Below are 25,694 nucleotides of genomic sequence, written 5' to 3'. Positions count from 1 at the left end.
TCTTCATAAACGGGCAGGTGAAATCAACGGAAAACTCACTATCCAATCTGCATTTGGCAGCGGAACTAATATTAATTTGCATACGAAGTTCACTTCCTAAAATGTTTGCAAGAAGTTTAGATCAATTTGCAGCGTAATTGCTTAGAAACCGGTAATGGGGCAATGCTTCCTCGTATATAGTTCGCAAATGTTCGGGCAATGATAAAACTTTTTTATCAGGCGGGCTAAAACTTGTAGACTGATGCACATTATCATACCAATATCTGGCCCAGATTCCATCTTCCGCTTTAGGTCCGGTTGGCCACTGGAGCATTCTTTCTGTAAAAGGAAGTTTCAATTGAGAACATAAAGCGCTAAGTTCGGCTGCCGGGTGGGTTCTGATGCGATTGCCATCTATTACAATAGGTTGTTTACCTGATTGCTGCAGCCAGGTAAATAATTCAGCTTGTTGCTGCAGGCCAATGTCCTGCAAGGTAGGTTGCTCTCTTACTTTTGCATACGAAGTCAGCATTTGCGCAGGGTCCCGGATCAGAAAAACATTGGTATATGCCAGAATAGGTGTATAATCAAATCCTTGCAAATGATGACCCATGTTTTTGATAAATACATTGCCCTTTTTCTTTTCTATCTCTGCAATAGTATTGAATATCTGTTCTGTATCTGTTTCCATCGATTGAATAATTTCCTCTCTGCCCGGATGAACCAACCCGGTATATTTCAGATAAAATCCATAGAACGGTTCATCCAGTACTGCTGTATCCAGGCGCTGGGCGAACGCATACATTAAGGCTGTGGAGATATTTCTGGGACCAGAAATCAGGTGAATGATCATAAAAGCGGGGTTCTTTATTTTTTAAAATTCAATTTCAACTATTTATTTGTACCATTTAGTCAGATAATTTAACGATGGGTATTGGATCATTTCTTAATATCCATATTTTTCCTGCCAGAAATTCCGCAACGTTTTACGCAGTTCATGTTCACGGGCATTATTTCCCGGTTCATACAGCTTTGTATTCTCCAGTCCTTCCGGTAGGTATTCCTGATTTACAAAATTATTCTCATAATCGTGGGCATATTTATAATTCTTGCCATAGCCTTGTTGCTTCATGAGTCTGGTAGGGGCATTCCTGAGGTGAATCGGAACCGGCAAGCTTCCTTTTTCCTGCACCAGTGCCTGCGCCTGCCGGATGGCCATATATGAGGCGTTGCTTTTAGGAGAAGAGGCTAAGTACACTACCGTTTGTGACAAGATAATATCAGATTCCGGATAACCGATCATACTTACTGCCTGAAAACAATTGGTAGCCATCAGTAAAGCATTCGGATTGGCATTTCCGATATCTTCAGAAGCTAAAATCAGCAGGCGGCGGGCAATAAATTTTACATCTTCTCCTCCTTCGATCATTCGAGCCAGCCAGTATACAGCTGCATTTGGGTCGCTTCCCCTAATTGATTTAATAAAAGCCGAAATAACATCATAATGCTGTTCCCCGCTTTTATCATATAAAACTACCTTGCGCTGGGCTATTTCCATCACCCGTTCATCCGTAATAATTATTTCTTTGTCGGATGGGTTTGCATTCACCACCAGTTCAAACAGGTTCAGCAATTTTCTGGCATCTCCTCCGGAAAGACTTAGTAAAGCAGCCGTATCTTTGAGAATGATATTTTTCTCCCGCAGGTATTCATCTTCTTTCATGGCCCGGTGCAACAACTGAATCAATTCCGATTCCTGCAAAGGCTTTAGTGTATATACCTGGCTACGGGAGAGCAAGGCACTGTTCACCTCAAAAGAAGGATTTTCGGTAGTAGCGCCAATCAGGGTGATAACGCCTTTTTCTACAGCTCCCAGTAAGGCATCCTGCTGCGACTTATTAAACCTGTGGATTTCATCAATGAATAAAATAGCTTTCCCACCTGACCTGGCCTTATCAATAATTTCCCGCACTTCCTTTACGCCGGCACTAATGGCACTTAATGTATAAAATGGCAAGTTGGCTTGCCTTGAAACGATAGAAGCCAGGGTGGTTTTTCCTACACCAGGAGGTCCCCATAAAATCATAGAAGGTACACTCCCAGTAGAAATCGCCTTTCGAAGTACACTTTTATCGCCTGTTAAATGGGTTTGCCCCAGCAAATCATCAAGAGTTTGGGGACGCATCCGTTCGGCCAGAGGGGGTAGGGTTTGAGGTTCAAACATGCTATGCAATTAAAAAATTAAAGAATAAATACGATTGAAATAGGACGCAAGTATACACCTGTTTTATCAGAATAAATTCCTATCTGTCTACAGATACTTTCTGATTAGAAAGCTAACCGTCCCATTTCAGTTCATTCCAAAAATACGCAGCTTTATCACATAGTTTGCAGGGTTTATCCGAATTAATATGTTATTACATACAGGAGCACATACATTTGTATCAATCATTTAACGCACCCATCCTATGAATGAAACGCCCGAAACGTATAAAAGAGCACATAGACACGTAAAGAAGCGCCTGAACTTTTATAGAAACCTGATTGCTTTTGTCATTATCAATACAGCGCTTATTGTTATTAACCTGCTGACTTCTCCAGACCATTTGTGGTTTTACTGGCCTTTGCTTGGCTGGGGAATTGGTCTGGCTTTTCAGGCATTTTCTACCTTTAGTAGTTTCTCTCCTATTGCCGGAGAGTGGGAAGAAAGAAAAATCAAGGAATATATGGAAAAGAACCAGTAGGCAAAAGATGGTCAAATGGCTGTGGGTTGAATGGTTTTGCTGAAACTATGATTATATAATCCTTCAGGCTACAGGCACTGGTTACGAACTCAGCTAATTTTTTATTTGTTTTCGATAGATCAGGCATTAACTTAAACTCTCCGGATATCGTAGGAATGGATTATTTTGTATAATATGCAAGCGTAACCTAAACCTGATTTTCTTATGCCGACAACAAAAATTACTGTAAACGATAATGGTTCCCTAAAAATAGAAGGTGAGTTTGAGATCGTAGATAAAAACGGCCAGCCGTATGGCTTGGGAGGCCGTACGCTTGTTTCGTTATGCCGCTGTGGGATGTCGAAGAATAAACCGTTTTGCGATGGCTCTCACAAAGGCCATTTTGAGCACAATGCGGTTGCTTTTGATTTACCGCCTAAAAAAGTATAATATCCTTCGCTTCCCAATCTGCTGATATTCATTTACATATCTAATATCAGATACGTGTGTGGCCATCACATTCTTTAGGAAGCATGCAAGCGCCTTTATCAACCCTGCAAGCCTTGGCAAAAGCAAGGTCTTATTTAGATAAAATTGTGCCACTCAGTGATGAAGAATGGGAAGCTTTTGCCAGTGAAGCTAAAGTAAAAACCTTACAAAAGAAAGAGCATTTTCTCAGGCAAGGTGAAATTTGTACGCAATGCGCTATTATTATACAAGGCTATGTACGGCACTATTATCTGGTAGACGGACGAGAAGTAAGCAACGATTTCAATTTTGAATCTATGGCGACAGGCGCATACCATAGCTATATGGCTATATTGCCAGCCAGATTTAATATAGTATCCATGGAACCAGTTACCCTGGTTTGTTTCAGCCGGTCGCTGCTTCTCCATTTATTTGACCAATATCCTAAATGGCAAAAAATCGGACGTATCATGATAGAAGGAATGTTTAATCGGAAAACATTGCGGGAAGAATCTTTTCTTCTGGACTCCCCGGAAATTCGCTACCGGAACTTACTGGAAAAGTATCCACAGATGCTTCAGCGGGTTCCTTTATTGCATATTGCTTCTTATCTAGGTATAACTCCAGAAACCCTAAGCCGTATCCGGAGCAAACAAGCTTAAATATTTAGTAATTTAACTTTATATCTTGTTTAGCGAACTTGTGAGTATTCCTGGGTAGGCGTTTGTGGAACACTTGTAATTTCCTCTTGCTTGTTTTGTTCTCGGTACCAGCCTCCACACCTGCGGGCATAGGCTTGTTTAATTTTTTCCCGTTGCTCTGGGGGCATATTTGCTACTTTCTCTTCAAACTTTTTGCGCCAGTATTCACTTTTGGCCACATAATTTTGTTTCCAGCCCCAGGGTTTGAAACCCATAAATAATAATCGGCTTAGCAGCAATAGACCCAGAGATTGCATGAATGTGATCTGCGGACCATTAAAAATATCTGGTATCAGCACATTCCATAATACCATCAGTAAAAAACCCATTCCAGCAATACTCAGCACAACCAAAGCAGTAATCTTTGCTGCCCGGGAAATCCATCCACTTTTCATATTTTCTATATTTATAATTTGTACTAAAAAATCTTTTAATTATTATATATTCCTGCTTCTACAGAATACCTATGCAATTTTCCACAATCCTATACGATAAAATGTAGATTACAGATCATTATACGCATCCTGCAGACGTTTGCGCAGATATAATACGGCATATCTTTTCCGGGAGAGCAGGGTATTTACAGTTGCTCCTGTCATTTCGGCAATCTCCTTAAAACTTTTATTTTCCAGTTCGTGCCACACAAATACCTGGCGCTGTTCCACAGGTAATTCTTCCAGAGCTGCTGCCAGCTGTGTCCAGATCAGTTCACGGGTATACATATCTTCCGGACTGTCCTGCGCATCTGTAAGAATATCTGTCAGACTCAGCGATTCATCATCTTCCGGCGTATGAAAATGCTTGTCTAACGATTCGGGTTTCCGCTTGCGGTAACGGTCAATAATCTTATTTCTGGCTACCCTGAACAGCCAGGAAGTAACTTTTTCGATAGGGACAGGTAAACTTAAACTTTCCGTAAACTGGAAAAAAACATCCTGTAGTATATCTTCTGCATCTGTCTGGTCGGCTACTCTTTTACGAATAAAAGCAAGCAGCCGGTTTTTTTCCTGCTGAAAAGTCTGCCTGATTGTTTCATTATTCCGGAGCTGAACTTCCGGAGTTATAGTAAGTGCTGCTTTCATGTAAAACTGTAGACGAATGTATGCTGCAAATATTTTTGTTTTACTCTAAAATAGTAACCTCCAGCAGATATGAAGGGTTCATCTCTTGTGTAAGATAATATACATCTTTCCAGCAAAAAGCATTCATAATTGTGCTTATTTGTATGATAATAATTTGCAGTTTTTGATATTAGCTGGTAACAGTCAATAATTTATGAAAAGAATACTATTCTTTGTTTTTTTATTTCAGTCTTTATGTTTTTTTGCTACTGCGCAGAATCCAAACGATTTTTACATTGCTTTTTCTAAATCAAAAGGAAGCGATTCCCTCCATATTTATATCTCTGTTCAGCTTCATCAGAACATTAGTTATGAAGTAATAGATTTGCAGATAAAAGAGAAAGGCACACATCAAGCCCAGGCTTTTCAGATCTCTAACCGCTTTCCCTATGGAATTGTAAATGGGTTAAATATGTATATTTACCACATTCCGTACAAGTCGGTAAGTGGTGCTATGTATGAAATTACGATAGATAGTAAGAGATTATGCAATATAGGGCCATTTAAGCTGGAAGAACAGTTTAGCAGTGAAAATATGCATACCTATAGTTATGCAAACCCCGGCTTCAAACTGGTTAATCCTGTTAAGTTTAAGAAGAGTTAAAGCAATTGTATTAAAACTAAAGCCCTTCTTTATATCATAAACAAAAGTTCTGCCTTACGAGGGCAGAACTTTTGTTTTATAGGGAGTGTCCCTATTTTTTACCGGCTGATAAACCTGGAGAGAATCATTATTTCTACCAAAGCAAAGGCAGGTATACCCCCTGGCATATATTTAAATATCTCTTGTTTCAATTGTCAGCTCATAAAGCTAGTACAGGTGACTTTAATAACCCGGATTTTGCTGCAAGGTAGGTTGTCCATTTACTGTACTTAGTACAATCTGCTGTTCAGGAATAGGGAAGTATTCATCAACTCCGGCAGTAAATGTAGCTCCAATCAGGTACTGGCGTAAAGTCTTCTCTTTGGCCAGGTAAGCATTGATCGTTTCGGCAGCAATACCCCAGCGGACTAAGTCGAAGAAGCGGTGACCTTCCATAGCCAGCTCCAGCCTTCTCTCAAAGCGTACAGCCTTACGAGCTGTTTCCTGATCAGCCCATGGAGCAGTATAGGTATTGATCACATAATTTGCAGCAGGCGTACCATCGGCTTTCTTTACAAAGCCTTCCGGATTTTTAGCTCGCTCTCTTATCAGATTCACATATGCTCTGGCTTGTTCTAAACTTCCTGCCTCTACTTCAGCTTCAGCAGCCATCAGCAACACATCTGCAAAACGCATGAGGTTAATATTAATATTGGTTAACCCACTAGTCCAGCTGGACCCATCTGTGTTTTTGCCAAGATCCGATTGGTAATAATGGTTTTTCTTAGGGCTGTATGGACCGGCATATACCTGGTCGCGGATCCAGGAAGCACCAGGGTGATTGCCCCAGTCTAAGTGGGGAATACCTCTGCGGCCTACTGACCAATCAAGCCGGGGATCCAGGCTACCCTGGTATGGCTCAAAGGTCTGGGTGGCAAGCACCCCCTGGTCGCTTTTTACATCTGCCTGGTTGAAGGTATCCAGCATAGGCAGGCCGGTTGCATCTGTTTTATGGGCATTTACCAGATTTTGCGAAGGCTGATGAAAGCCGCAACAACCTCCCGGACCACCTCCATAGGTAAAATTAAGAATATCTCCCCAGTTGGCATTTGTTCCATTTGAGCCATCATTCACAGATGTCTGGGCAGCAAATACAGATTCTGCGCTATTATTCCCGGTTACCCTGAAATTATCGTGGTACTGTGGATTCAGCGCATACTTTTTACCACCACTGGTTTTTCCGTTTGCAATCACATTATCAAATATTTGCTTGGCTTCAGCAAATTTGCGCTGGTACATATACACTTTGCCCAGATAAGCACCAGCCGCCCATTTATTTACCCGGCCCACCTGCAACTGGGTTTCAGGCAGGTTATCGTAAGCAAACTTAATGTCTTCCTCAATCTGTGGCCATATATCGGTGTTATTAGGAACATTAGCAGTAGTGAAATCAGTGAACTTCACTGTGTTTTCATCAATATAAGGCACCTTATTCCACATCCGCTTCGCATCAAAATGATAATATCCACGCAGGAAACGGGCTTCTGCTGTAATCTGGAGCTGTTCCGCTTCAGGAATATCCTTGGCTTCAGGTAAGAGGCGCAGCACATCATTTGCCCGGGATACACCGTCATATTGATGACGCCACTTGAAATTAAAGTATCCGTTAGTAGGCAACGCCTCATAGCGCTCAATAGGATTAATCTCAATCTGGTCACCTGCATCTGTACCTTTGTAAGCATCATCAGAAGTTACGTTACCAAATACCCAGTTGGAACCGGCTGCTTCCCAGTTTCCCGATGGCCCTCCTACCCCATCAAGCAGGGAATAGGAACCAATTAATAGTCCATCAATACCAGCCCGGTTTTTTAAAACACTTTCACTAAATGTACCCCTGGGTGGCTCTTCGAGGAAAGACTCTTTACAGGCCACCAGGACCGCACCAGCCAGGAGAAAACCTGCAACTATGGTGATTATATTTTTCATATTTTATCAATGTTAATTTTAAAGCGAATGGTTTTAATTATTAATTAAACTTCTCCTTTTCTCTAAAGGCTTTTCTCAGAAACTCAGATTTAATCCCAGAAGAAATTGCTTCGGATTTGGATACCATCCCATGTCTATACCCATCCCAGTTTCTTGACCCGTTATTTGGCTCTGTGAACTTACATCGGGATCAACCCCGGTGTAATTGGTAATGGTAAATATGTTCTGGCCTTGCACGTACAGCCTTAGATTGCTCATACCCAGGCGGCTTATGAGGGTTTTAGGAAAATTATAACCTAACTGCATCGTACGGGCTCTTAAATAAGAACCACTCTCTACCATATAAGTATTGGCAATACTGTTGCTATAAGTGTCTGTAGCATTTAAGATCGGCAGTACTGCTTTGGAATTATCTGCTCCTGCTCTCCAGGATTGCTCCAGCATCCGCACACTTCTGTTTCCCTGGAAAGAGTTAAAATCGGTCCACCATTTCGTGTTATTATAGATCTCATTCCCAAGCACTGAATAAAGGAAGATGCTAAGGTCAAAACCTTTGTAAGCAAGGGTAAAATTAAGACCTGTCGTAAGATCAGGATGAGGGCTGCCAATATAGGACTGATCATCCGCATTGATTACTCCATCATTATTCCGGTCGCGGATTCTCCAGGAACCTATCCCTTTCTGGGGTTGGTCCGGCCCAGCGTCTACTTCTTCCTGCGTGTTGTAGAATCCATCAATAGTATAGCCACGGAACGAAGAAATAGGCTGGCCAGCTTCGCTGCGGGTGATTTCCACATTCCGTAAAACAGAACCCTGAATAAAATCCTTTGCATTTGCCCCTACCCGTAAAGCTTCATTTTTATAGTGGGCCAGGGTCAATACTACATCATATTTGAGACCCGAGCCTCCGATATCTCCGCGGGTGCCAAGGGTAAGGTCGATACCCCGGTTACGAATATCGCCCAGATTTACAAAAGGCAGGGTAGCATCGCCCAGCGTACCTGCTGCCTGTGCCCGGACAAGGAGGCCTTCAGTAGTACGGTTATACACATCAAGGGCAACGTCCAGACGGCTGTCGAACAGTACGGCATCAATTCCCAGGTTAGTGGTAGTGGCTGCTTCCCATTTGGTACGGCTAAACCCAATCCGGTCCATATCAAAGCCCATCATTACTGAATTGCCTGTTCCTCCCAGGTCATAGGAAGAGTTGCCAGGTGTAGAACGGTAAAAACTATATGCATTTTCACGGTCTACATTCAGCTGGTTACCCATCTGTCCCCAGCCTACACGCAGTTTCAGGTCGTTTACAAAAGGGACTCCTTTCATAAAATTCTCACTTGAAATACGCCATCCGACACTGGCTGCCGGAAATACACCATACCGGTTTTCGCTCCCGAACCTGGAGGAGCCATCCCTTCTCAAGGTCGCATTAACTATATACCTGTCGTTAAACGTATAATCGACCCGGCCAAAAACAGAGGACAGTGTAGAGGCAAAGCCATAGCTATCATTGTTCTGGCCTACAGGGGCACCTCTGGTCAATACGCGGAAATAAGGATCATCAGAGAAAAAATTAATCCTTCTGCCGGATACGCCACGGCCGGTTTCTTTTACGGCTTCTGTACCGGCAAGCAAAGTAATATCATGTTTTTCAGCAAATACCTTTTTATAGGTTAGCGTATTGGTCCAGGTCCAGTTGCGGGTCCAGTCGTTTTGCTCGGTATAGGCATTCGCACCTATATTTTCCGCTCTCTCGTAGGTCCGGAATTCATAGTCCTGTCCGTAACGGGTTTCATAATCCACTCCAAATGAGGTACGTGCGGTAAGACCATTGATAATGTCGACCTCTGCATATACATTACCAAACAGACGCATGGCTGAGTTTATATCGTCTTTACTCCGGTAAAGGTCGGCATATGAATTAGCGCCAGTACCGGCTCCGGCTCCAGCCGTACCAGCCCAGTTGCCCATAACGTCATTTCTGGGTATAAATGGATATATCCGGATGGCATTTAGCAGTAAACTTTCCCCACCTTCTTCACCTGAACGGCTTCCTTTGGCTTCATTATAACTCACCTGCACATTTTCACCCAAGCGGATTCTGTTTTTCACCTTAAACTGCGTGTTTGCCCGGAGAGAGTAGCGCTTATATCCGGTATAATGCATTAAGCCCTGCTGATCAAAAAAGTTGAGACCCACCGAATAATTACTGAATTCTGTGCCGCCGTTGGCGGTTACCTGGTGGCTCTGAATAGGGGCTGTCCGGAATAGTTCATTCCATTGGTCAGTGCCTTCTTTATTAAACCGTACAATCCGGTGAATGGGCCGAGCATAATCAATATTATAGAGTGCAGGGTCGGTATCTGGATGTCCCTCCATTACTCCGGCAAGAGAGCCGGCAATCACATAATCCGGAAAACGGGGCTCGGCACCGGAACCGTATTGAGCATGGCTTGGTGTCTGACCAGCGTTCAACTGACTTTCCCAGAATAACTGTCCTAATTGAGTAGGATTCAACATATTAGGGCCTTTAGGTGCTTTCTGGAAGCCATAATAGGAATCTATACTAACCGTGGGTGCCCCTGTTTTGCCTTTTTTGGTGGTCATAATTACTACCCCATTGGCAGCCCGGGCACCGTAAATAGAAGCAGCCGAGGCATCCTTCAACACCTGCATAGACTCAATATCCTGTGGGTTAATGTTGTTTACATTATAGGTAGGCACTCCATCTACAATGTAGAGCGGATCGTTATTACCGAAAGACCCGAAGCCGCGTACACGTACTTTTGCACCGGCGCCTGGAACTCCGGTTCCACTGGTAACTACGCCAGCTACCCGTCCCTGTAATTGCTGTTGCACATTACCAGCCGGAGTAGCTAATAATTCCTGTGGTTTTACTACTGATACGGCACCGGTAATGTCGCGGCGGTTTTGGGTTGTATAGCCCGTAACCACTACTTCCTGCAGTGCTTTTACATCCGACGCCATCTGGATATCTATGGAGGAACGGTTGCCTGCTGCTACTTCTTGGGCTGTATAACCGATAAAGGTAAATACCAGGAAGACATCATTACCCGGTATTGTCACTGAGTAAGAACCATTCGAATCTGTAACTGCTCCAGTCGTAGTGCCTTTAACAATTACATTTACCCCGGGGAGTGGGGTATTGTCTTCCTGGGCTGTTACTTTACCTGAAATGACCCTGCTTTGCCCAAAAGCCTGGAAGCACCAAAGAAAAATGCCCATTTGCAGCAAGATTTTGCCAAATGAGAAGTAGAACTTCATTTTCATAAAGAATGGTTTAAAGGTTTAATAGATAATAAAGTATCAGAAAGCAAGTATGGTAATGGCACAGAAAGTGGCGGATTAATTACTTAAGCTGATAAGTAACCAACCAATTTGTCAAAATTTACTAATGCGTTGGGTATAAGCGTATAAAGTAAATTTTGGCTTTATTCAAACGTATTATATATAAATAGCAGGTTGAATAATTAGCAGAAAAAATTTTGTGTAATGAAATTGAAAGTATATTTTATTCAGGAATAATACAATAGTTTTAAATAAAAAATATTTGAACTTAGCCGTTCAAAAACAATAATACTGACTACTGCCACCCATGAAAAATTTTCTTCCATCTATTGCCTTCATAGCTATTCTTATGTTAGGAAGCTGTTCAGGTAAACAAACTGAAACTGAAAATCAACAACAGGCATCTCAGATCCAGCCTGCTGATATCTCTACCACCATGAAAGCCAGACTTAGCAAATATGTATCTGTGCGGTTAAACGCTTCTCTTTTGAGCCTTACTGCCAAAGAAAAACAAATGCTCCCTTTATTGATTGAGGCAGCCCAGGTGATGGATGAGCTTTTCTGGATGGAAGCATACAGCAATAAAGATTCTTTGCTTCAAGCCATTACTGATTTGGAGCAGAAACAATATGTGCAAATAAACTATGGTCCCTGGGACAGGCTAGAAAACAACGAATCCTTCATTAAGGGTGTTGGACAAAAGCCGGATGGAGCTGGTTTTTATCCGGCAGATATGACCAAAGAAGAATTTGAACAAGCGAATTTGCCGGACAAAAAAAGCCAGTATACCTTACTGCGCAGAAATACCGATGGAAAATTAGGAACTGTACCTTATCATGTAGCTTTCAAAAACCAGGTAGACAAAGCCGCCGGTTTGCTTCGCCAGGCTTCCCAACTGGCAGAAGATGCCGGTTTAAAAAAATATCTTTCCCTACGGGCAGATGCCTTACTCACCGATAATTATCAGCCCAGTGATCTGGCCTGGATGAGCATGAAAAATAATACACTGGATGTGGTGATTGGCCCTATTGAAACCTATGAAGACAGGCTTTTTGGCTATAAAGCGGCCCATGAGGCATATGTACTGATAAAAGACCAGGAATGGAGCAAACGCCTGGCAAAGTATGCTGCCTTTCTGCCGGAATTACAAAATGGTTTGCCGGTAAAAGATGCCTACAAAAAAGAAATGCCCGGCACTGATGCCGACCTGAATGCCTATGATGTGGTATATTATGCCGGAGATTGTAATGCAGGCAGTAAAACCATTGCTATCAACTTGCCCAACGATGAAGAAGTACAGTTAAAAAAAGGAACCAGACGACTGCAACTAAAAAATGCCATGCAGGCCAAGTTTGATAAAATTATGATACCCATTGCTGAAATGTTGATTGTTTCGGAACAAAGGAAATACATCGACTTTGATGCTTTTTTTGCCAACACCATGTTTCATGAAGTGGCGCATGGATTAGGTATCAAAAATACAATCAACAAAAAAGGAACGGTGAGAGAAGCCTTAAAAGAACATAGTTCTGCGCTGGAAGAAGGCAAAGCGGATATTCTGGGTTTGTATATGATTACCCAGTTACACAAAAAAGGCGAGTTGCAGGGAGATCTTAAAAATTACTATACCACCTTTATGGCAGGCATTTTCCGGTCGGTACGATTTGGAGCAGCCAGCGCCCATGGAACAGCCAATATGATCCGGTTTAATTTTTTCAAGCAGAAAGGAGCCTTTGAACGGGATTCTAGCGGTACTTACCGGGTGAATTTTGATAAAATGCAGGAAGCCATGAATGAATTATCCGAAACCATACTCACCTTACAAGGCGATGGAAACTATACTGAAGTTGGCAAATTAGTAAGTGAAAAAGGAAAAATTGATGCAGAATTACAAACTGACCTGGATCGCCTGAGTAAAGCACAGATTCCGGTAGATGTAGTGTTTGAACAGGGGAAAGAGGTTTTAGGATTACAATAAATCAATCAAACGGCTTAAGTTACGGCAAATTGACGGGCTAAAAACCTGGATACCGGCAGTAACAGCAGTATCAGCAGGCCATACCACCATACACCAAAACTCACAGCCAGGGCAGCATCCATTACGATCAAGGCAATGATACCGGCTTTCACGGCCTTCCCGATATTCTGAGGTTTAAGGTCTTTCCATGCCCGGCTCAGCGGTGGAAAGATTAGCCAGGCAAATAATGCCAGAAAAGGCAATACTTGTAGCCATTTGTAGGATTGTGAACTTTGTATCAATCCGAGAACTGCAATACTAAGAATAACCAGGCTATATAATATAAATGCCAGCAGGAGTGCAGATTTATTTCCTCCATGTACTTCGCCCCGGCTGATAGAAGTAATAGCAGCAATATAAGCGATCGGAATCAGGGCAATAAACCACCATTCATGAAGCGCATCCGGAAAAGCACTTACACCCAGCAGCAAATTCCCGCCCCTGCATGCGCCCATATTGATAGGCCCTAGAAAAGGATGATGCTTGCCATACTTATTATATAAAAGGGCTAAGGCAGAAATGAGGATGGCAATAATTCCACTGATGGCAGACACCATAAAAGCTGCAAGTACTCCTAATAGTAATAAACCTACTCCTAAGAAAATAGCGCCTTGCAAAGTAGCCCTTCCACTGGGTATAGGTCTTTCTGGTCTTTCTATAGCATCCAGTTTGGCATCAAATACATCATTAAATACTACTCCTCCACCATACAGGCCAATGGTTGAAAGTAGTAATAGAGGTAAAACCGTTGGAAAAGGAAACTTTTCCCAATGAACTATAATTTCAGTAATTAAGCCTGAGCCTGCAAAACCGGCCATAATATCAGCCATAGCTGTAATAATATTGGCAGGCCGCATTAATTGTAAATATGCACGCATGAACTGATAAAAGTATTTTCCGCTAACTATAACTACCAATATAAATATTAGCCTTTGCAGCCGGAAGTAGGATAATAAAACCTGAAATTACAAATTATGCGTATAGATTTAGCTCTTTCCGGTAAGCAAATAAGAAATTAGCTTACGGCAGTTCCCTGAAAGTAAAAAATAAAGGGAAGCTACCATAATGCTGAGGTGAAATAAAAAATAGCAAACCTGATAGATTCCCTGTTGGGAAGCTTAAAAAATAAACTTAAAGATTGCGGATATGCTTATACAACTACTACAGAGTTGTCGCTATCGCCGTAGACAGTAGGAACGAATTTGTCAGCTTCAGAATCATTTACCCAGCGGGTTTCATCAATCAGGTAGCGGAACTGGTATTCTTTGCCGCTTTCCAGATCTACAGTTGTTGAAAATTTGCCTTCTTTTGTGGATTTCATTGGAGAAGCAGAAGGGTCCCAGTTATTGAATTCTCCTACCAGAGAAACGGACTTCGCAGAATTTGCTATCTCTTTCGCTACTTCGAAAGTGATTTTCACTACAGGCTTGCCTTTGAGGAATTTTTTCTTAATACTCATAACATTTGTTTTGGTTAGAAATAAGCGCAAACAAAGCAACTTTCCTCTTTATTAGTTAAGTTATATTTTGTTTACTGTGCAAAATAAAATATTTTTTTACTAATTACATAATTTTTTTAGATAAGTAGTTAATAAATTATTTTATTTGAACAACTTATGTTTAAAATTCTATATTATTTACAGAATTTATTCTACTTTTTTATCAATCATTTTTATACTTATTTATATATATTATTTGAAAAGTTATAAATATTATTAAAATAGTAACCTAAGCTTTACTAAATAATAAGTCATAATATGTCTAATCAGTGTGTTTTTTGAAAATAGCTGTTGCATTATGTCCGCCAAAACCAAACGTATTACTTAGGGCATAATTCACTTCTTTTGCCACAGCTTTCCCTAATGTCAGGTTGAAGCCGGAGGGTATTTCCGGATCAACTTCGCTCGTATTGATGGTCGGAGGAATGGCATTCTGGTACACAGATAGTATACTTGCCACTGCCTCAATGGCACCAGCAGCTCCCAATAAATGCCCGGTCATAGATTTGGTCGCACTAATATGAAGTTTCCCGGCATGCTCCTGAAACAATTTGGCAATCGCTTTTAATTCAGATACATCCCCTAAGGGCGTAGAGGTTGCATGGGCGTTAATATAATCAATCTCACTGGCCGGAATTTCTGCATCTTCTAAAGCTGCTTTCATTCCTAAATAAGCGCCCATTCCTTCCGGATGGGTTGCCGTCATGTGATAAGCATCCGCAGACATACCTCCACCTGCTACTTCTGCAAAAATGGTCGCACCCCTGCTTATGGCATGCTCATATTCTTCCAGCACCAAAGCAGCTGCTCCTTCTCCCATCACAAATCCATCTCTTTCTTTGTCGAATGGCCGGGAAGCTATTTGTGGATTGTCGTTATTGGTTGATAATGCTTTCATCGCATTAAAGCCCCCAATTGATGCCTGGGTAACTGGCGCTTCAGAACCGCCGGTAATAAAAAAATCGGCTTTTCCCCATTTAATATAGTTATACGCATCAATAATCGCATTGGTAGCGGAAGCACATGCCGAAACTGTTGAATAATTGATGCCTCTGAGGCCATATTTAATAGAAATTAATCCGCCAGCCATATTGGCAATCATCCGGGAAATAAAGAAAGGATTAAATCTGGGTACATTGTTATTGAGGGTAAATTCAGCAATCTGCTCCTCAAATGTTTTGAATCCTCCGTTGCCCGATGCCCAGATAACCCCAAACCGATCCAGATTAATTTTTTGCAGATCAAGGCCCGATACACTCATCGCTTCCGTAGCCGTTACCATCGCATACTGGCTGTACAAATCCATTTTCCGAAGCTCTTTCACAACGAAATGATCAGCTGGAATAAAGTTCTTTATCTCACAGGCAAATTTTGTTTTGAAATGGGTAGTATCAAATTTAGTAATGGGAGCAGCTCCACTTTTGCCAGCCAGCAACTGGCTGAAAAATGCCTGATATGAATTACCCAGGGGCGTTAGCGCACCCAAACCTGTTACAACGACTTTTCTGATTTTCATAATATTGAATTTTTATACCAATTGGTATATTTTGTGATAAAAAAAATTATTGGGTTTCTAATTGTTTAAGCTGCTTTTTCCAGTAACTAACCACCTGTTGCATGGGACGGATATTATTTTGTACCCTAGATATCATGACAGCGCCCTCAATCGAGCTAAATATAGCATAGGATAAAGTTTCGGGCTTATACTCATACTTTTGTTCCCAATCAATGGAAGTTCCTTCCAGCAACGACTGTACATATTTAATTAAGGAAGTGAGTTGCTGGGAAACATGTTTTTTTAGAACAGGCTGGTTATCATCTGCTTCTACGGCCGTGTTTAATATGATACATCCACCACTTACAGGAGGTTCAAAAACATATTCCAGAAAGAAATCCAGAAAAGCATAGATTTGCTGGGATGGCTGAGCTACTGTATCTAGCTTTATTTCCATAGCCTGTTTCATTCTGGCTACACCATATTTGAAAACATGAATAGCTATTTCTTCTTTGTTTTCAAAATTGCCATAAATGCTCCCTTTCGTTAAACCAGTTGCTTCTGTGAGATCGGACAAAGAAGTACCGGCAAAGCCCTTAGTATTGAAAATGGGCGCTGCTTTTTCGATGATAAACTTTTTTGTCCGTTCCGATTTAGACATAAGAATCTTTACTGCAAAAATATACCAATTGGTATATTTTTCATCATACTCCTGCGATTATATTTTAATCATTATACATAAATCTTAGATTCTTTGCAGGAAAGTAAAAATCTGATATAATTATACTCCCAGATGAATCAATGCATCGCCGGCATTCACCACAGGCATATTATTGAGCCCGATCACATAGCCATCATGAGGGCTTTTCATGATCATTTGTGTGTTTCCGTAAGGGTCGGTGATGTTTGCCAGAGGCTGGTTCTTCCTGACAGCGGTTCCGTATTCTACAAAACAGTTGAAGATGCCTGAGATTTTAGCCCGAAGCCAGGTAGTGGTTTGCAGTACCACCGAAACCTGAGGTTTTTGCCGGTAGTTTTTCATTTCCAGGTATTGCATTAACCGCCTGATCCCATCTTTTCCAAGATTGATGGCAAATTCATCCAGACGCAGAGATTCGCCGCCTTCGTATACCAGAATCGTCTTTCCCATTCTGGCTGCTTCCTTACGGAACGATTTGTCAATCAGGTTGGAATTAACGATATAGGGAGCACCAAAGGCCGCTGCCAGTTCCCGGTTTACATCCTGGCTGAGTACACACCGGATCTGGGGATAATTGGTAATACGGGAGCCTCCTGTATGGAAATCAATGCCATAATCAACATGGGGAAGTATCTCATTCATCAGAATGTAAGCTACCCGGTTGGCCAGAGATCCATTCGGAGAGCCAGGAAAACAACGATTCAGGTCTTTGCCATCAGGCAAATTTCGGGAATTGTAAATGAATCCGTATACATTTACCAGCGGAATAGCAATCACCATACCCTTGTCAGGCATCAGCACACCTTCTACCAGCAGCCTACGTATTACTTCAATGCCATTAATTTCATCACCATGGATACCAGCAGTAAGCAAGAGAGAAGGGCCATCTTCTTTACCTCTCATTACAAATACAGGCAAGTCTATTACGGTATGGGACGGTAATTGAGAAATGGTGATATTAATCTGTACCGTTTTTTCTCTGGGAATATTTATGCCATTGATTACTACTTTATCCATTCAGTAGACGATGTATGAGCGATAGTAAGCTTTAAAAGGCAAAATATGCACAATAATTTTGTAATTATTTCACTAGAACCATTTTAAACCTTACAAATCTCAATAAGAAAGGGCTCAAACATAAGTTTATAAAGTGAATGCTAGTTTTAGCATTTGACAAAGGCACAGTTTTCCTCCATTTGCCAGTAATGATCTTCCTCAAATAATTTCTTTTGATATTTGAATGGATTTACTATTTATTGGCATTTAATCTCTAATTTTCGGCAATAAACAATCAATAAATGTATCCCTGTTCTTTGTAAGCGAAAGCTAAAAGGTAAAAGCGGAGATAAGTAAACTATTGAAAACTAGGTTGATTATTATACCTTAAACACTTACTATTAATTCATTTATGGAACTTGCACTACTGGACTGGCTGATCATCGCTGCTTTTTTTGTTATTTCACTCTTGATTGGATTAAAATACACCAAACAGGCAGGCCAGGATACCAGTCATTTTTTTCTTGGGGGCAGAAATCTTTCCTGGTGGATTGCGGGTACTTCTATGGTGGCTACCACCTTTGCCGCTGATACACCTCTGGCAGTAACCGAACTGGTAGCTACGGGAGGAATTGCCGGTAACTGGCTCTGGTGGAACATGCTGGCTGGCGGAATGCTTACTACTTTTTTCTTTGCCAAGTTCTGGCGGAGAGCTAATATTTTAACGGATATTGAACTGATTGAAATTCGGTATTCAGGCAAACCAGCTGCTTTTCTGAGAGGCTTTAGGGCGATCTATATGGGCATTTTTATGAATGCACTTATTATCGGCTGGGTAAATGTAGCGCTCGTTGCCATCTTACAGGTTTTTTTTAATATTCCCAATGAGCAATCTTTATGGTATGTAGCAGCAGCAATGTTTATTGTGGTAATATATACCAGTATGTCGGGTTTACTAGGGGTGGCTATTACCGATGTGGTGCAGTTTATCATAGCTATGGGAGGCTGTATTATTCTGGCCATCATTGTGGTAAGCTCCGATGAGATAGGGGGAATTACAGGTCTGAAAGAAAAACTACCTTCCTGGTCATTAAGCTTCTTTCCAAATATTGGCGGAAAAACGACAGATGGTACTGCCTCCAATCTCACTACGTTAACCTTAAGTTTAGGTTCGTTTCTGGCATTTGTAGGCGTACAATGGTGGGCCGCCTGGTATCCTGGTGCTGAACCCGGAGGCGGAGGCTATGTAGCCCAGCGGATGATGAGCGCCAAAAATGAACGTCATGCCATTATTGCCACCTTATTCTTTCAGATTGCCCATTATTGCCTGCGTCCCTGGCCCTGGATTCTGGTGGGTCTCTGCTCTCTTGTGTTATATCCTGAACTAAGTGTGGCAGATAAAAAATTAGGTTTTGTGATGACCATGAAGGATTTTCTGCCGGTCGGACTGAAAGGCTTGCTGCTGGTGGCTTTCCTGGCAGCCTATATGAGTACTATTTCTACCCAGTTGAACTGGGGTACCAGTTATTTAGTCAATGATTTTTACAGGCGCTTTGTAAAACCAGATGCCAGCGAAAAATCTCTGGTGACTGCTTCCAGAGTGGCTACACTGATTATGATGCTGGTGGCTTTGTTTGCTACTTCCCGTATTAATTCTATTTCAGCTGTATGGCAGTTTATCATAGAATGCGGTGCCGGACTGGGGCTTGTCTTAATTTTACGGTGGTACTGGTGGCGTATTAATGCCTGGTCCGAGATTACGGCGACTTTGGTGCCTTTTATCGCCTATGGCGTTTCTAAATTTGTATTAGGCTGGACAGAACCTATCATCGAAAACCCGAGAAGTTTCTTTTTCACCGTAGGGGTAACCACCATATCCTGGCTGGTAATCACGTTTGTGACACAGCCAACAGATAGGTCAGTACTGGCTAGTTTTTACAATAAGATCAAGCCAGATGGAGCCTGGGGGCCTTTTCAACAGGCCAATAGCGGAAGTTCAGGCCGTATCGGAATTTTATTTGTTTGCTGGATCAGTTCGGTGGTTATGACCTATTCTATGCTTTTTCTGATTGGAGAACTCATTTTTATGGAATGGGCAAGGGTATTAATCTACCTGGTTATAGTCGTTGCCTCAGCCGCTGTCCTTTTTTACACCTCCAGCAGAATTAAAATTTTCGAAGATTAGCTACCGCTGGAAGAACGGTGGGTGGTAAGTATTAGTATAAAAGTACCATTTTACCATACAGAATCTTACCTTAGGTTTGTATCCGTATTGGATTCGTGTAGTTAGAACCCAAAAATTAAGATATATCTTAACTTTAAAATAATTTAACGTTTAATTAACAGGCAGATTCATATCTTTGAACGATCAATCATACCTTGCAGAGAGCCATATCCATATTGCTGATTTTCTGTGTGCTGATGCAAAGCTTCAGCAGGCTTTCTATTATTGCCGGCTATGAGCTAAATAAAGATATTATTGCCAGGGTACTTTGCATCAATAAAGCCGAACCAGAGAATACCTGTCAGGGAAAGTGTTACTTGGCCAAACAGCTAAAGCAAGCCGACAAACATGAACATCTCCCCTCTGGAAATGTCAAAGCAAAAGCAGATGTATTATTTATTCATCAGGGGATAAATTTCCGCTTTACAGGATTGATTGCTTTAATAACGCCGGTATCCTTCTATCTGTCCTGCACATATACGGCACCTTCGCAGGCTGTATTTACCCCTCCTAAAGTTTAATGGACAACTGATTCCTCTTGTCTGGTAGCTACCATCGTAGTTCACCTGCTTTCATGTGAATTCTTCAACATCTATTAAACCTTTTGCTATGAAAAAGCTCATGAGCTGCCTGCTGGCTCTGTTTTCCCTCTATACATTAACTTTTGCCCAAACTACCATTTCCGGACGAATTATTGATGCCCAAACCAAAGAACCTTTAGCTGGTGTAAACATTCTTATTTCCAATTCGAGCCAGGGAAGTACTTCGCTTTCGAATGGCAGCTTTGTTTTAAAAACCGATCAATCTGTTCCGGAAATTGCCGTTTCATTTGTCGGTTACAAAACTAAAACCTTATCTACCTCCGGACAAAATATGCTTATTTCCCTGGAACCTTCCTCTTTACAATTGAATCAGATTGTTGTGTCTGCCAGCCGGGAAGGAGAATCCAGAACAGAAGCACCTGTTGCCATCAGTACCATTTCCAGAGAGTTAATTACTCAAACCAAAGCCGTTTCGCTGGACCAGCTTTTAAACAAAGTAAGTGGGGTGTATATGGTGAATTTAGGAAATGAGCAGCATTCAATGGCCATACGCCAGCCAATTGGCACCAAAAGTTTGTATCTGTACCTGGAAGATGGTGTTCCTATCCGCACGACCGGAGATTTTAACCACAATGCGCTGATTGAAATTAATATGGCCGCCTTAAAAAACATAGAAGTGATCCGGGGGCCTTCCTCGTCTTTGTATGGAAGTGAAGCCATTGGGGGAGCCATCAATTTTATTACCCAGGCACCTTCCCTGCTACCTACAGCTAAGCTTCAGTTAGAGATGAGTAACCGGGGATACCGCCGGACAGATTTTAGTGCTTCTACCACGATTGGAAAAGTTGGGATATTTGCCGGAGGCTATTATACTGGACAGCGCAAAGGCTATTTCAGTCACAGCGATTTTGATAAGCTGGCGTTAACATTCCGCCTCGATTACCTGATCAATGAAAAAAGCAAACTGATTACCACAGCCAGCCTTATTGATTACATTACCGACCAGACAGGTGGACTAGATAGTGCTAATTTTTATGGAAAACAGTATTCCAGCCTGCACACATTTTCTTACAGGAAGGTAAAAGCCTTACGCATCAAGAGCACCTTTGATCATACCTGGAATAAAAACAACAGCAGTAAAATCACAGCATTCTTCCGCCATAATAGCATTGGCCAGAACCCGTTTTATGCCATCCGGAATGTGCAGGGAAATCCGCTGAAAGCCAGAGGCGAAATTAATGACGATGCATTTGACAGCTATGGCTTAATTGCCCAGCACCGCAAATCATTTCCTTTCTGGAAAGGAAGGTTGATTGTCGGGGTAAGTGCTGATTACAGTCCGGCAAGTTATATAGCTAGCTTTATTGATGTAGACAGAAATGCAGATGGCGTATATACCGGATTTACTAAAACTGATTCCCTGCTTACAGATTACTCAGTTAATTTACTCAATACAGCTGTGTATGGTCAGCTGGAACTCAGTCCGATGGAGGCCTTAAAAATAGTGGGTGCGCTACGCTATGACCGCCTGGATTATAGATTTGACAATAATCTTGCTCCAAGTGCATTTACTGGTGCTCCCGATGAAACCAACCATTTTGCTAACCTGACACCCAAGTTAGGCTTGACGTATGATTTTGGAAAAGACAAAGGGATGTATGCCAACTATAGTGTAGGCTTTGCGCCACCACAGATTACAGATTTATATAGAGGAGTAAAAGTACCAACGCTGAAACCAGCCTATTTCAACAATTATGAAGTAGGCGGCTGGCTTAATCTGATGCAGGGAAAAGGATATCTGGATATAAGCTTCTATCAGATGGATGGACGCAATGAAATTGTTTCTGTCAGGCTGCCTGATGGTTCCTATGAAAACCAGAATGCAGGAAAAACCAGGCATCGAGGCGTAGAATATACCATCAAATATGCGCCGGTAGAATCTGTGTCTCTACGTTTCAGCGGGACTAATGCAAGGCATACTTTTGTGCAGTACATCGAAAGAGGAGCAGATTATACCGACAAAACCATGAATACGGCTCCTGAGTTTATGGCTAATGCGGAAGTAATTTACAAACCTGCTTTTTTGAAAGGGCTTCGCCTCAGTGCGGAGTGGCAGCGCATCGGAAAGTTTTACATGGATGCAGCCAATACTGAGCAGTATAATGGGTATCACTTATTTAACACCAGGGTGGGCTATACCTGGAAAGGAGCAGAACTCTGGATAAATGCCATCAACCTGACCAATGAACTCTATGCCACTACGGTAGACAAAACGGCCTTTGGAAAGAGTTACCGTCAGGGCATTCCTCGTACTTTCAATATAGGTATCGCCTACAATTTCACAGGAAAATCTAACTAAACCACCCAGCCATGCAATCAATTATTAATAATATATTAAGCATCATATTGGTATTATTCCTCCTGAACGCTTGTGGAAATACCACTCAAACCCAGGATCAAGAGAAACAGACGAATACAGCTACAGCGGTTATCCCTGAAAAGCCAGTTTTGATTTCTGAGGCAAATAAAAATGCTTCCTGCCCTTATCTGACAAAAGACCACCAGGGGAATATTGTGTTAAGCTGGATACAAGCCCAGGACAGTGCCGGAACATATCTGATTACTTATGCTATTTCTACCGATGGAGGGCTTAATTTCAATAGACCTCAGGCTATTGCCCAAACCAAAGGTGTGTACCCCCATGATGAAAATCTTTCGAAAATCATCTACAAACCCAATGGCGATATGCTGGCCATGTTTGCCGTAAGTAATCCTAATCCTGAAAACAATTATGCCGGACTGGTGCGCTATACCCAGTCTTTTGATGGCGGAAAAACCTGGACTCAAGCCAGGCAACTAGCTGGGGATACCATCAATAGTATAGATGAACGCTATTTTGATATTGCTCTTTTGCCCAATGGAGAAATAGGGGCAGTCTGGCTGGATTCCAGAAAAGATACCAATAAAGAAGGTTCATCCTTATATTTTTCAGTTACGCAAGGCAGAAATGGGTTTGAAGGAGAAAAAGTAATAGACAAACAAACCTGTCAGTGCTGCCGAACCGATTTGTATGTAGATCAGAAAGAGGCTTTACATGTAGTTTACCGGGCTATTTTAAATGACAGCATTCGCGATATGATGCATGTAGTTTCTGCTGACATGGGTAAAAATTTTTCTCAACCTAAACGTATTAGTGCTGATAACTGGATAATTAAAGGCTGTCCGCATACTGGTCCGAGTATGGCAAGCAATGAGATGGGTTTGCATTTTGCCTGGTATACGATGGGAAACGGACATGGCGTATTTTATGCAAATGCAGATCAGCAAGGACAATCATTTTCTGACAGAGAGAATATAAGTGCGCTTGCTTCTGCCAAACATCCGCAGATGGCCACCTTACCAGACAACCGCCTGGCCATTGTATGGGATGAGCGGGAGCAAACCGGTGAGGATAACACATTCCGGATTGGATTTCAGCTAAGAAGTAAGGAAGGAAAGCCTATTCACAGAAGCTTTATCCATGCAGATACCATAGTTACCACACACCCGGTATTAACAGTTTCGGACGAAGAACGTATTGTAGTGGCCTATACAAAGAAAGGGGAAAAACTAAACCAGGTGTATTACCAGGTTGTAACAGGTGAGATGTTAACCCAAATTAGTGGCTTGTAATTGATTAACTGTAAAAGTTAACAAGAGAAATTCCTTGATGTTACCCCAGAATAAATACAGCCTTATAATTTTCTAGATTATAAGGCTGTATGCAGAGGCCAGGGGACTCGAACCCCTAATACACTTTTGGGCGTACTACATCATTTCGAGTGATGCTCCTGATCCGGCCGGATGACCTCTAAACGGATTACAAATATCGCTGAAAATGATATAGCCTGCTACTAATTTGAAATGATTTATACTTTTACCTTCAGGCTGTATTCCTGTAGAAAATAGATTGATTTTTTTACCAGCTCCGGATCAACCTGGTTCACTTCTACTCCCTTACCAATCTTTGATAGCAGCATAATAGTAAGTTTGCCGCCTAAATGTTCACGGAATTCAGATAAACCTTTAATAACAGTTAGTGTCTGATTACTGTCTTTGGTTAACCAATACTCAGAAAATAAAGAGAATCCTATCTCTTCCAGCGTTTCTAAAATCTCATCTAGTTCATCTTTAGAAAGCAGACCAGTAAAATAGGAATACGTGCAATCCAGAGCAATTCCCATCGCTACTGCCTCTCCATGGCGAATGCTATACTCAGAAAGCTGCTCGAGTTTATGGGCCGACCAATGGCCAAAATCAAGCGGACGGGAAGAACCCATTTCAAAAGGATCGCCTCCGGCAATATGGTCCATGTGCATCTGGGCGCAGCGGTGAATCAGTACTTGCATAGCAGGCATATCCCGTGCAGCTAATGCTTTGGCATTTTTGCGAAGAAATTGCCAGAAATTCACATCCTTTATTAATGCCACTTTCACTGCTTCAGATATACCAGCCCGCCAGTCCCGGTCGTCAAGGGTAAGCAGAAAATCAAAGTCATTCAATACGGCAAACGGGGGAGCAAATGTGCCCAGGAAATTCTTTTTATGAAAAGCATTAATGCTGTTCTTTACCCCCACACCGGAATCGTTCTGAGACAGTACCGTAGTAGGAATACGGATAAGCCGGATTCCCCGGTGCGAAACAGCCGCTGCAAAACCTACCATATCCAGTAAGGCACCTCCGCCAATAGCCACTATATACGAATGCCGGTCTATTCCATAATCATTTACGGCTTGCTGTAATTGTTCTACCAACGCATAGTCATTTTTGCAGGCTTCTCCCCCGGGCATCACAATGGGTTCAGCAGCAAGCTTAAATGTATCTGTATGTTGCTGGGTGTAGGTAAATATCTCTTTTATTAATGACGGATGATATTTAGCTACTTCGCTGTCTATCACAAACAGCAATTTTCTAATGGCAGCGTTTACATCCTGGGAAAAAATACTTTTAAATAATGGATTATCTAGTTTAAACAGCCCATTTGTAAAATGAACTGTATACTGAAAAGGCACACTAAATTTCTGTTGTATGGGTTGCATCGATTGAAAAAGAATCAGTAAAAAATTTATACTGTCAGAACATCAAATGTACCATTAAAATTCTGTTTTTAAATAGCTTCTCTGGTAACTCATGCCTCTGTACTTGTAAGATTCCTATACTTTCTATCCGGGAATCAGTAAGACAGCATCCACAACAATAGTGCCTGTGTATTAGTGGTTGTATGCAATACATACGAACATCTGCTTAACACCATTATCCGGTTTGTGTATAACTTATATAAGTAACCGGCGATAATAAAAGGCTAAAAATTCT

21 protein-coding genes and 1 tRNA gene are annotated in these 25,694 nt (G+C 41.8%); 9 read left to right on the top strand and 13 right to left on the bottom strand.

Annotated elements, in window-relative coordinates:
• Nucleotides 1–121: 121 nt before the first annotated feature.
• Together GXP67_RS14300 and GXP67_RS14295 are read right to left on the bottom strand one after the other, a co-directional pair.
• A complete protein-coding gene (locus GXP67_RS14300) occupies nt 122–832 on the bottom strand; it encodes a sulfotransferase-like domain-containing protein (RefSeq protein ID WP_162443738.1) in 711 nt (236 codons plus the stop codon).
• 93 nt (nt 833–925) lie between these two features.
• Complete coding sequence (locus GXP67_RS14295; protein WP_162443737.1) at nt 926–2,203, bottom strand: replication-associated recombination protein A; 1,278 nt, start codon at nt 2,201–2,203, stop codon at nt 926–928.
• A 244-nt stretch (nt 2,204–2,447) separates the two neighbouring features.
• On the opposite strand from GXP67_RS14295, the gene GXP67_RS14290 reads away from it, so the two are divergent.
• From GXP67_RS14290 to GXP67_RS14280, 3 genes are all read left to right on the top strand, one after another.
• Nucleotides 2,448–2,723, top strand: coding sequence for a 2TM domain-containing protein (locus tag GXP67_RS14290; RefSeq protein WP_162443736.1), 276 nt, complete (start codon nt 2,448–2,450; stop codon nt 2,721–2,723).
• A gap of 204 nt (nt 2,724–2,927) precedes the next feature.
• On the top strand, nt 2,928–3,152 hold the full coding sequence (locus tag GXP67_RS14285) for a CDGSH iron-sulfur domain-containing protein (protein WP_162443735.1): 225 nt from the start codon (nt 2,928–2,930) through the stop codon (nt 3,150–3,152).
• A gap of 56 nt (nt 3,153–3,208) precedes the next feature.
• Entirely contained in the window at nt 3,209–3,832 is a 624-nt protein-coding gene (locus tag GXP67_RS14280; RefSeq protein ID WP_162443734.1) for a Crp/Fnr family transcriptional regulator, read from the top strand.
• 29 nt (nt 3,833–3,861) lie between these two features.
• On the opposite strand, the gene GXP67_RS14275 is transcribed toward GXP67_RS14280, so the two are convergent.
• Both GXP67_RS14275 and GXP67_RS14270 read right to left on the bottom strand, forming a co-directional pair.
• Nucleotides 3,862–4,266, bottom strand: a complete 405-nt coding sequence (locus GXP67_RS14275) for a hypothetical protein (RefSeq protein ID WP_162443733.1) — start codon at nt 4,264–4,266, stop codon at nt 3,862–3,864.
• A gap of 108 nt (nt 4,267–4,374) precedes the next feature.
• On the bottom strand, nt 4,375–4,953 hold the full coding sequence (locus tag GXP67_RS14270) for an RNA polymerase sigma factor (protein WP_162443732.1): 579 nt from the start codon (nt 4,951–4,953) through the stop codon (nt 4,375–4,377).
• A gap of 193 nt (nt 4,954–5,146) precedes the next feature.
• Here GXP67_RS14270 and GXP67_RS14265 point away from each other — a divergent pair, with 193 nt between their 5' ends.
• The gene (locus GXP67_RS14265) at nt 5,147–5,596 is read left to right on the top strand and encodes a hypothetical protein (protein ID WP_162443731.1); all 450 of its coding nucleotides are present in this window, start codon (nt 5,147–5,149) and stop codon (nt 5,594–5,596) included.
• A gap of 222 nt (nt 5,597–5,818) precedes the next feature.
• Here GXP67_RS14265 and GXP67_RS14260 read toward each other — a convergent pair whose 3' ends face one another.
• Together GXP67_RS14260 and GXP67_RS14255 are read right to left on the bottom strand one after the other, a co-directional pair.
• On the bottom strand, nt 5,819–7,561 hold the full coding sequence (locus tag GXP67_RS14260) for a RagB/SusD family nutrient uptake outer membrane protein (RefSeq protein WP_162443730.1): 1,743 nt from the start codon (nt 7,559–7,561) through the stop codon (nt 5,819–5,821).
• A gap of 75 nt (nt 7,562–7,636) precedes the next feature.
• A complete protein-coding gene (locus tag GXP67_RS14255; RefSeq protein ID WP_162443729.1) occupies nt 7,637–10,852 on the bottom strand; it encodes a SusC/RagA family TonB-linked outer membrane protein in 3,216 nt (1,071 codons plus the stop codon).
• Between the two features lie 325 nt (nt 10,853–11,177).
• Here GXP67_RS14255 and GXP67_RS14250 point away from each other — a divergent pair, with 325 nt between their 5' ends.
• Nucleotides 11,178–12,848, top strand: coding sequence for a DUF8614 domain-containing protein (locus GXP67_RS14250; RefSeq protein WP_162443728.1), 1,671 nt, complete (start codon nt 11,178–11,180; stop codon nt 12,846–12,848).
• A 14-nt stretch (nt 12,849–12,862) separates the two neighbouring features.
• On the opposite strand, the gene eboC is transcribed toward GXP67_RS14250, so the two are convergent.
• From eboC to GXP67_RS14225, 5 genes are all read right to left on the bottom strand, one after another.
• Nucleotides 12,863–13,765, bottom strand: a complete 903-nt coding sequence (gene eboC / locus GXP67_RS14245; RefSeq protein WP_162443727.1) for a UbiA-like protein EboC — start codon at nt 13,763–13,765, stop codon at nt 12,863–12,865.
• Between the two features lie 272 nt (nt 13,766–14,037).
• The gene (locus GXP67_RS14240) at nt 14,038–14,346 is read right to left on the bottom strand and encodes an isoamylase early set domain-containing protein (RefSeq protein WP_162443726.1); all 309 of its coding nucleotides are present in this window, start codon (nt 14,344–14,346) and stop codon (nt 14,038–14,040) included.
• A 301-nt stretch (nt 14,347–14,647) separates the two neighbouring features.
• The gene (gene fabF, locus GXP67_RS14235; protein WP_162443725.1) at nt 14,648–15,901 is read right to left on the bottom strand and encodes a beta-ketoacyl-ACP synthase II; all 1,254 of its coding nucleotides are present in this window, start codon (nt 15,899–15,901) and stop codon (nt 14,648–14,650) included.
• 46 nt (nt 15,902–15,947) lie between these two features.
• On the bottom strand, nt 15,948–16,541 hold the full coding sequence (locus GXP67_RS14230) for a TetR/AcrR family transcriptional regulator (protein ID WP_162443724.1): 594 nt from the start codon (nt 16,539–16,541) through the stop codon (nt 15,948–15,950).
• A gap of 120 nt (nt 16,542–16,661) precedes the next feature.
• Nucleotides 16,662–17,597 (bottom strand): succinylglutamate desuccinylase/aspartoacylase family protein, encoded by a 936-nt coding sequence (locus GXP67_RS14225; protein ID WP_162443723.1) that lies wholly within the window; start codon nt 17,595–17,597, stop codon nt 16,662–16,664.
• A gap of 391 nt (nt 17,598–17,988) precedes the next feature.
• On the opposite strand from GXP67_RS14225, the gene GXP67_RS14220 reads away from it, so the two are divergent.
• The 4 genes from GXP67_RS14220 (at nt 17,989) to GXP67_RS14205 (ending at nt 24,014) form a co-directional block, all read left to right on the top strand.
• The gene (locus GXP67_RS14220; RefSeq protein WP_162443722.1) at nt 17,989–19,761 is read left to right on the top strand and encodes a sodium:solute symporter family protein; all 1,773 of its coding nucleotides are present in this window, start codon (nt 17,989–17,991) and stop codon (nt 19,759–19,761) included.
• A 194-nt stretch (nt 19,762–19,955) separates the two neighbouring features.
• Nucleotides 19,956–20,321, top strand: coding sequence for a hypothetical protein (locus GXP67_RS14215; protein ID WP_162443721.1), 366 nt, complete (start codon nt 19,956–19,958; stop codon nt 20,319–20,321).
• Between the two features lie 88 nt (nt 20,322–20,409).
• Nucleotides 20,410–22,701, top strand: a complete 2,292-nt coding sequence (locus tag GXP67_RS14210; protein ID WP_162443720.1) for a TonB-dependent receptor — start codon at nt 20,410–20,412, stop codon at nt 22,699–22,701.
• 11 nt (nt 22,702–22,712) lie between these two features.
• Nucleotides 22,713–24,014: a sialidase family protein gene (locus GXP67_RS14205; RefSeq protein WP_162443719.1), complete on the top strand. Its 1,302-nt coding sequence runs from the start codon at nt 22,713–22,715 to the stop codon at nt 24,012–24,014.
• 92 nt (nt 24,015–24,106) lie between these two features.
• Here GXP67_RS14205 and GXP67_RS14200 read toward each other — a convergent pair.
• Nucleotides 24,107–24,194, bottom strand: a tRNA-Ser gene (locus GXP67_RS14200).
• Between the two features lie 56 nt (nt 24,195–24,250).
• Nucleotides 24,251–25,420: a 3-dehydroquinate synthase gene (locus tag GXP67_RS14195; protein WP_162443718.1), complete on the bottom strand. Its 1,170-nt coding sequence runs from the start codon at nt 25,418–25,420 to the stop codon at nt 24,251–24,253.
• Between the last annotated feature and the right edge of the window lie 274 nt (nt 25,421–25,694).

The sequence above is a fragment of the Rhodocytophaga rosea genome (assembly GCF_010119975.1).
Taxonomy (GTDB): Bacteria; Bacteroidota; Bacteroidia; order Cytophagales; family 172606-1; genus Rhodocytophaga; species Rhodocytophaga rosea.
The sequence above is the reverse complement of the archived record's forward strand: the minus strand, read 5'-3'. Positions and strand labels throughout refer to the sequence as shown.

Coding starts and splice junctions, on each gene's coding strand:
- GXP67_RS14300 (WP_162443738.1), bottom strand. CDS start 832: ATGATCATTCACCTGATTTCTGGTCCCAGAAATATCTCCACAGCCTTA.
- GXP67_RS14295 (WP_162443737.1), bottom strand. CDS start 2,203: ATGTTTGAACCTCAAACCCTACCCCCTCTGGCCGAACGGATGCGTCCC.
- GXP67_RS14290 (WP_162443736.1), top strand. CDS start 2,448: ATGAATGAAACGCCCGAAACGTATAAAAGAGCACATAGACACGTAAAG.
- GXP67_RS14285 (WP_162443735.1), top strand. CDS start 2,928: ATGCCGACAACAAAAATTACTGTAAACGATAATGGTTCCCTAAAAATA.
- GXP67_RS14275 (WP_162443733.1), bottom strand. CDS start 4,266: ATGAAAAGTGGATGGATTTCCCGGGCAGCAAAGATTACTGCTTTGGTT.
- GXP67_RS14270 (WP_162443732.1), bottom strand. CDS start 4,953: ATGAAAGCAGCACTTACTATAACTCCGGAAGTTCAGCTCCGGAATAAT.
- GXP67_RS14265 (WP_162443731.1), top strand. CDS start 5,147: ATGAAAAGAATACTATTCTTTGTTTTTTTATTTCAGTCTTTATGTTTT.
- GXP67_RS14260 (WP_162443730.1), bottom strand. CDS start 7,561: ATGAAAAATATAATCACCATAGTTGCAGGTTTTCTCCTGGCTGGTGCG.
- GXP67_RS14255 (WP_162443729.1), bottom strand. CDS start 10,852: ATGAAAATGAAGTTCTACTTCTCATTTGGCAAAATCTTGCTGCAAATG.
- GXP67_RS14250 (WP_162443728.1), top strand. CDS start 11,178: ATGAAAAATTTTCTTCCATCTATTGCCTTCATAGCTATTCTTATGTTA.
- eboC (WP_162443727.1), bottom strand. CDS start 13,765: ATGCGTGCATATTTACAATTAATGCGGCCTGCCAATATTATTACAGCT.
- GXP67_RS14240 (WP_162443726.1), bottom strand. CDS start 14,346: ATGAGTATTAAGAAAAAATTCCTCAAAGGCAAGCCTGTAGTGAAAATC.
- fabF (WP_162443725.1), bottom strand. CDS start 15,901: ATGAAAATCAGAAAAGTCGTTGTAACAGGTTTGGGTGCGCTAACGCCC.
- GXP67_RS14230 (WP_162443724.1), bottom strand. CDS start 16,541: ATGTCTAAATCGGAACGGACAAAAAAGTTTATCATCGAAAAAGCAGCG.
- GXP67_RS14225 (WP_162443723.1), bottom strand. CDS start 17,597: ATGGATAAAGTAGTAATCAATGGCATAAATATTCCCAGAGAAAAAACG.
- GXP67_RS14220 (WP_162443722.1), top strand. CDS start 17,989: ATGGAACTTGCACTACTGGACTGGCTGATCATCGCTGCTTTTTTTGTT.
- GXP67_RS14210 (WP_162443720.1), top strand. CDS start 20,410: ATGAAAAAGCTCATGAGCTGCCTGCTGGCTCTGTTTTCCCTCTATACA.
- GXP67_RS14205 (WP_162443719.1), top strand. CDS start 22,713: ATGCAATCAATTATTAATAATATATTAAGCATCATATTGGTATTATTC.
- GXP67_RS14195 (WP_162443718.1), bottom strand. CDS start 25,420: ATGCAACCCATACAACAGAAATTTAGTGTGCCTTTTCAGTATACAGTT.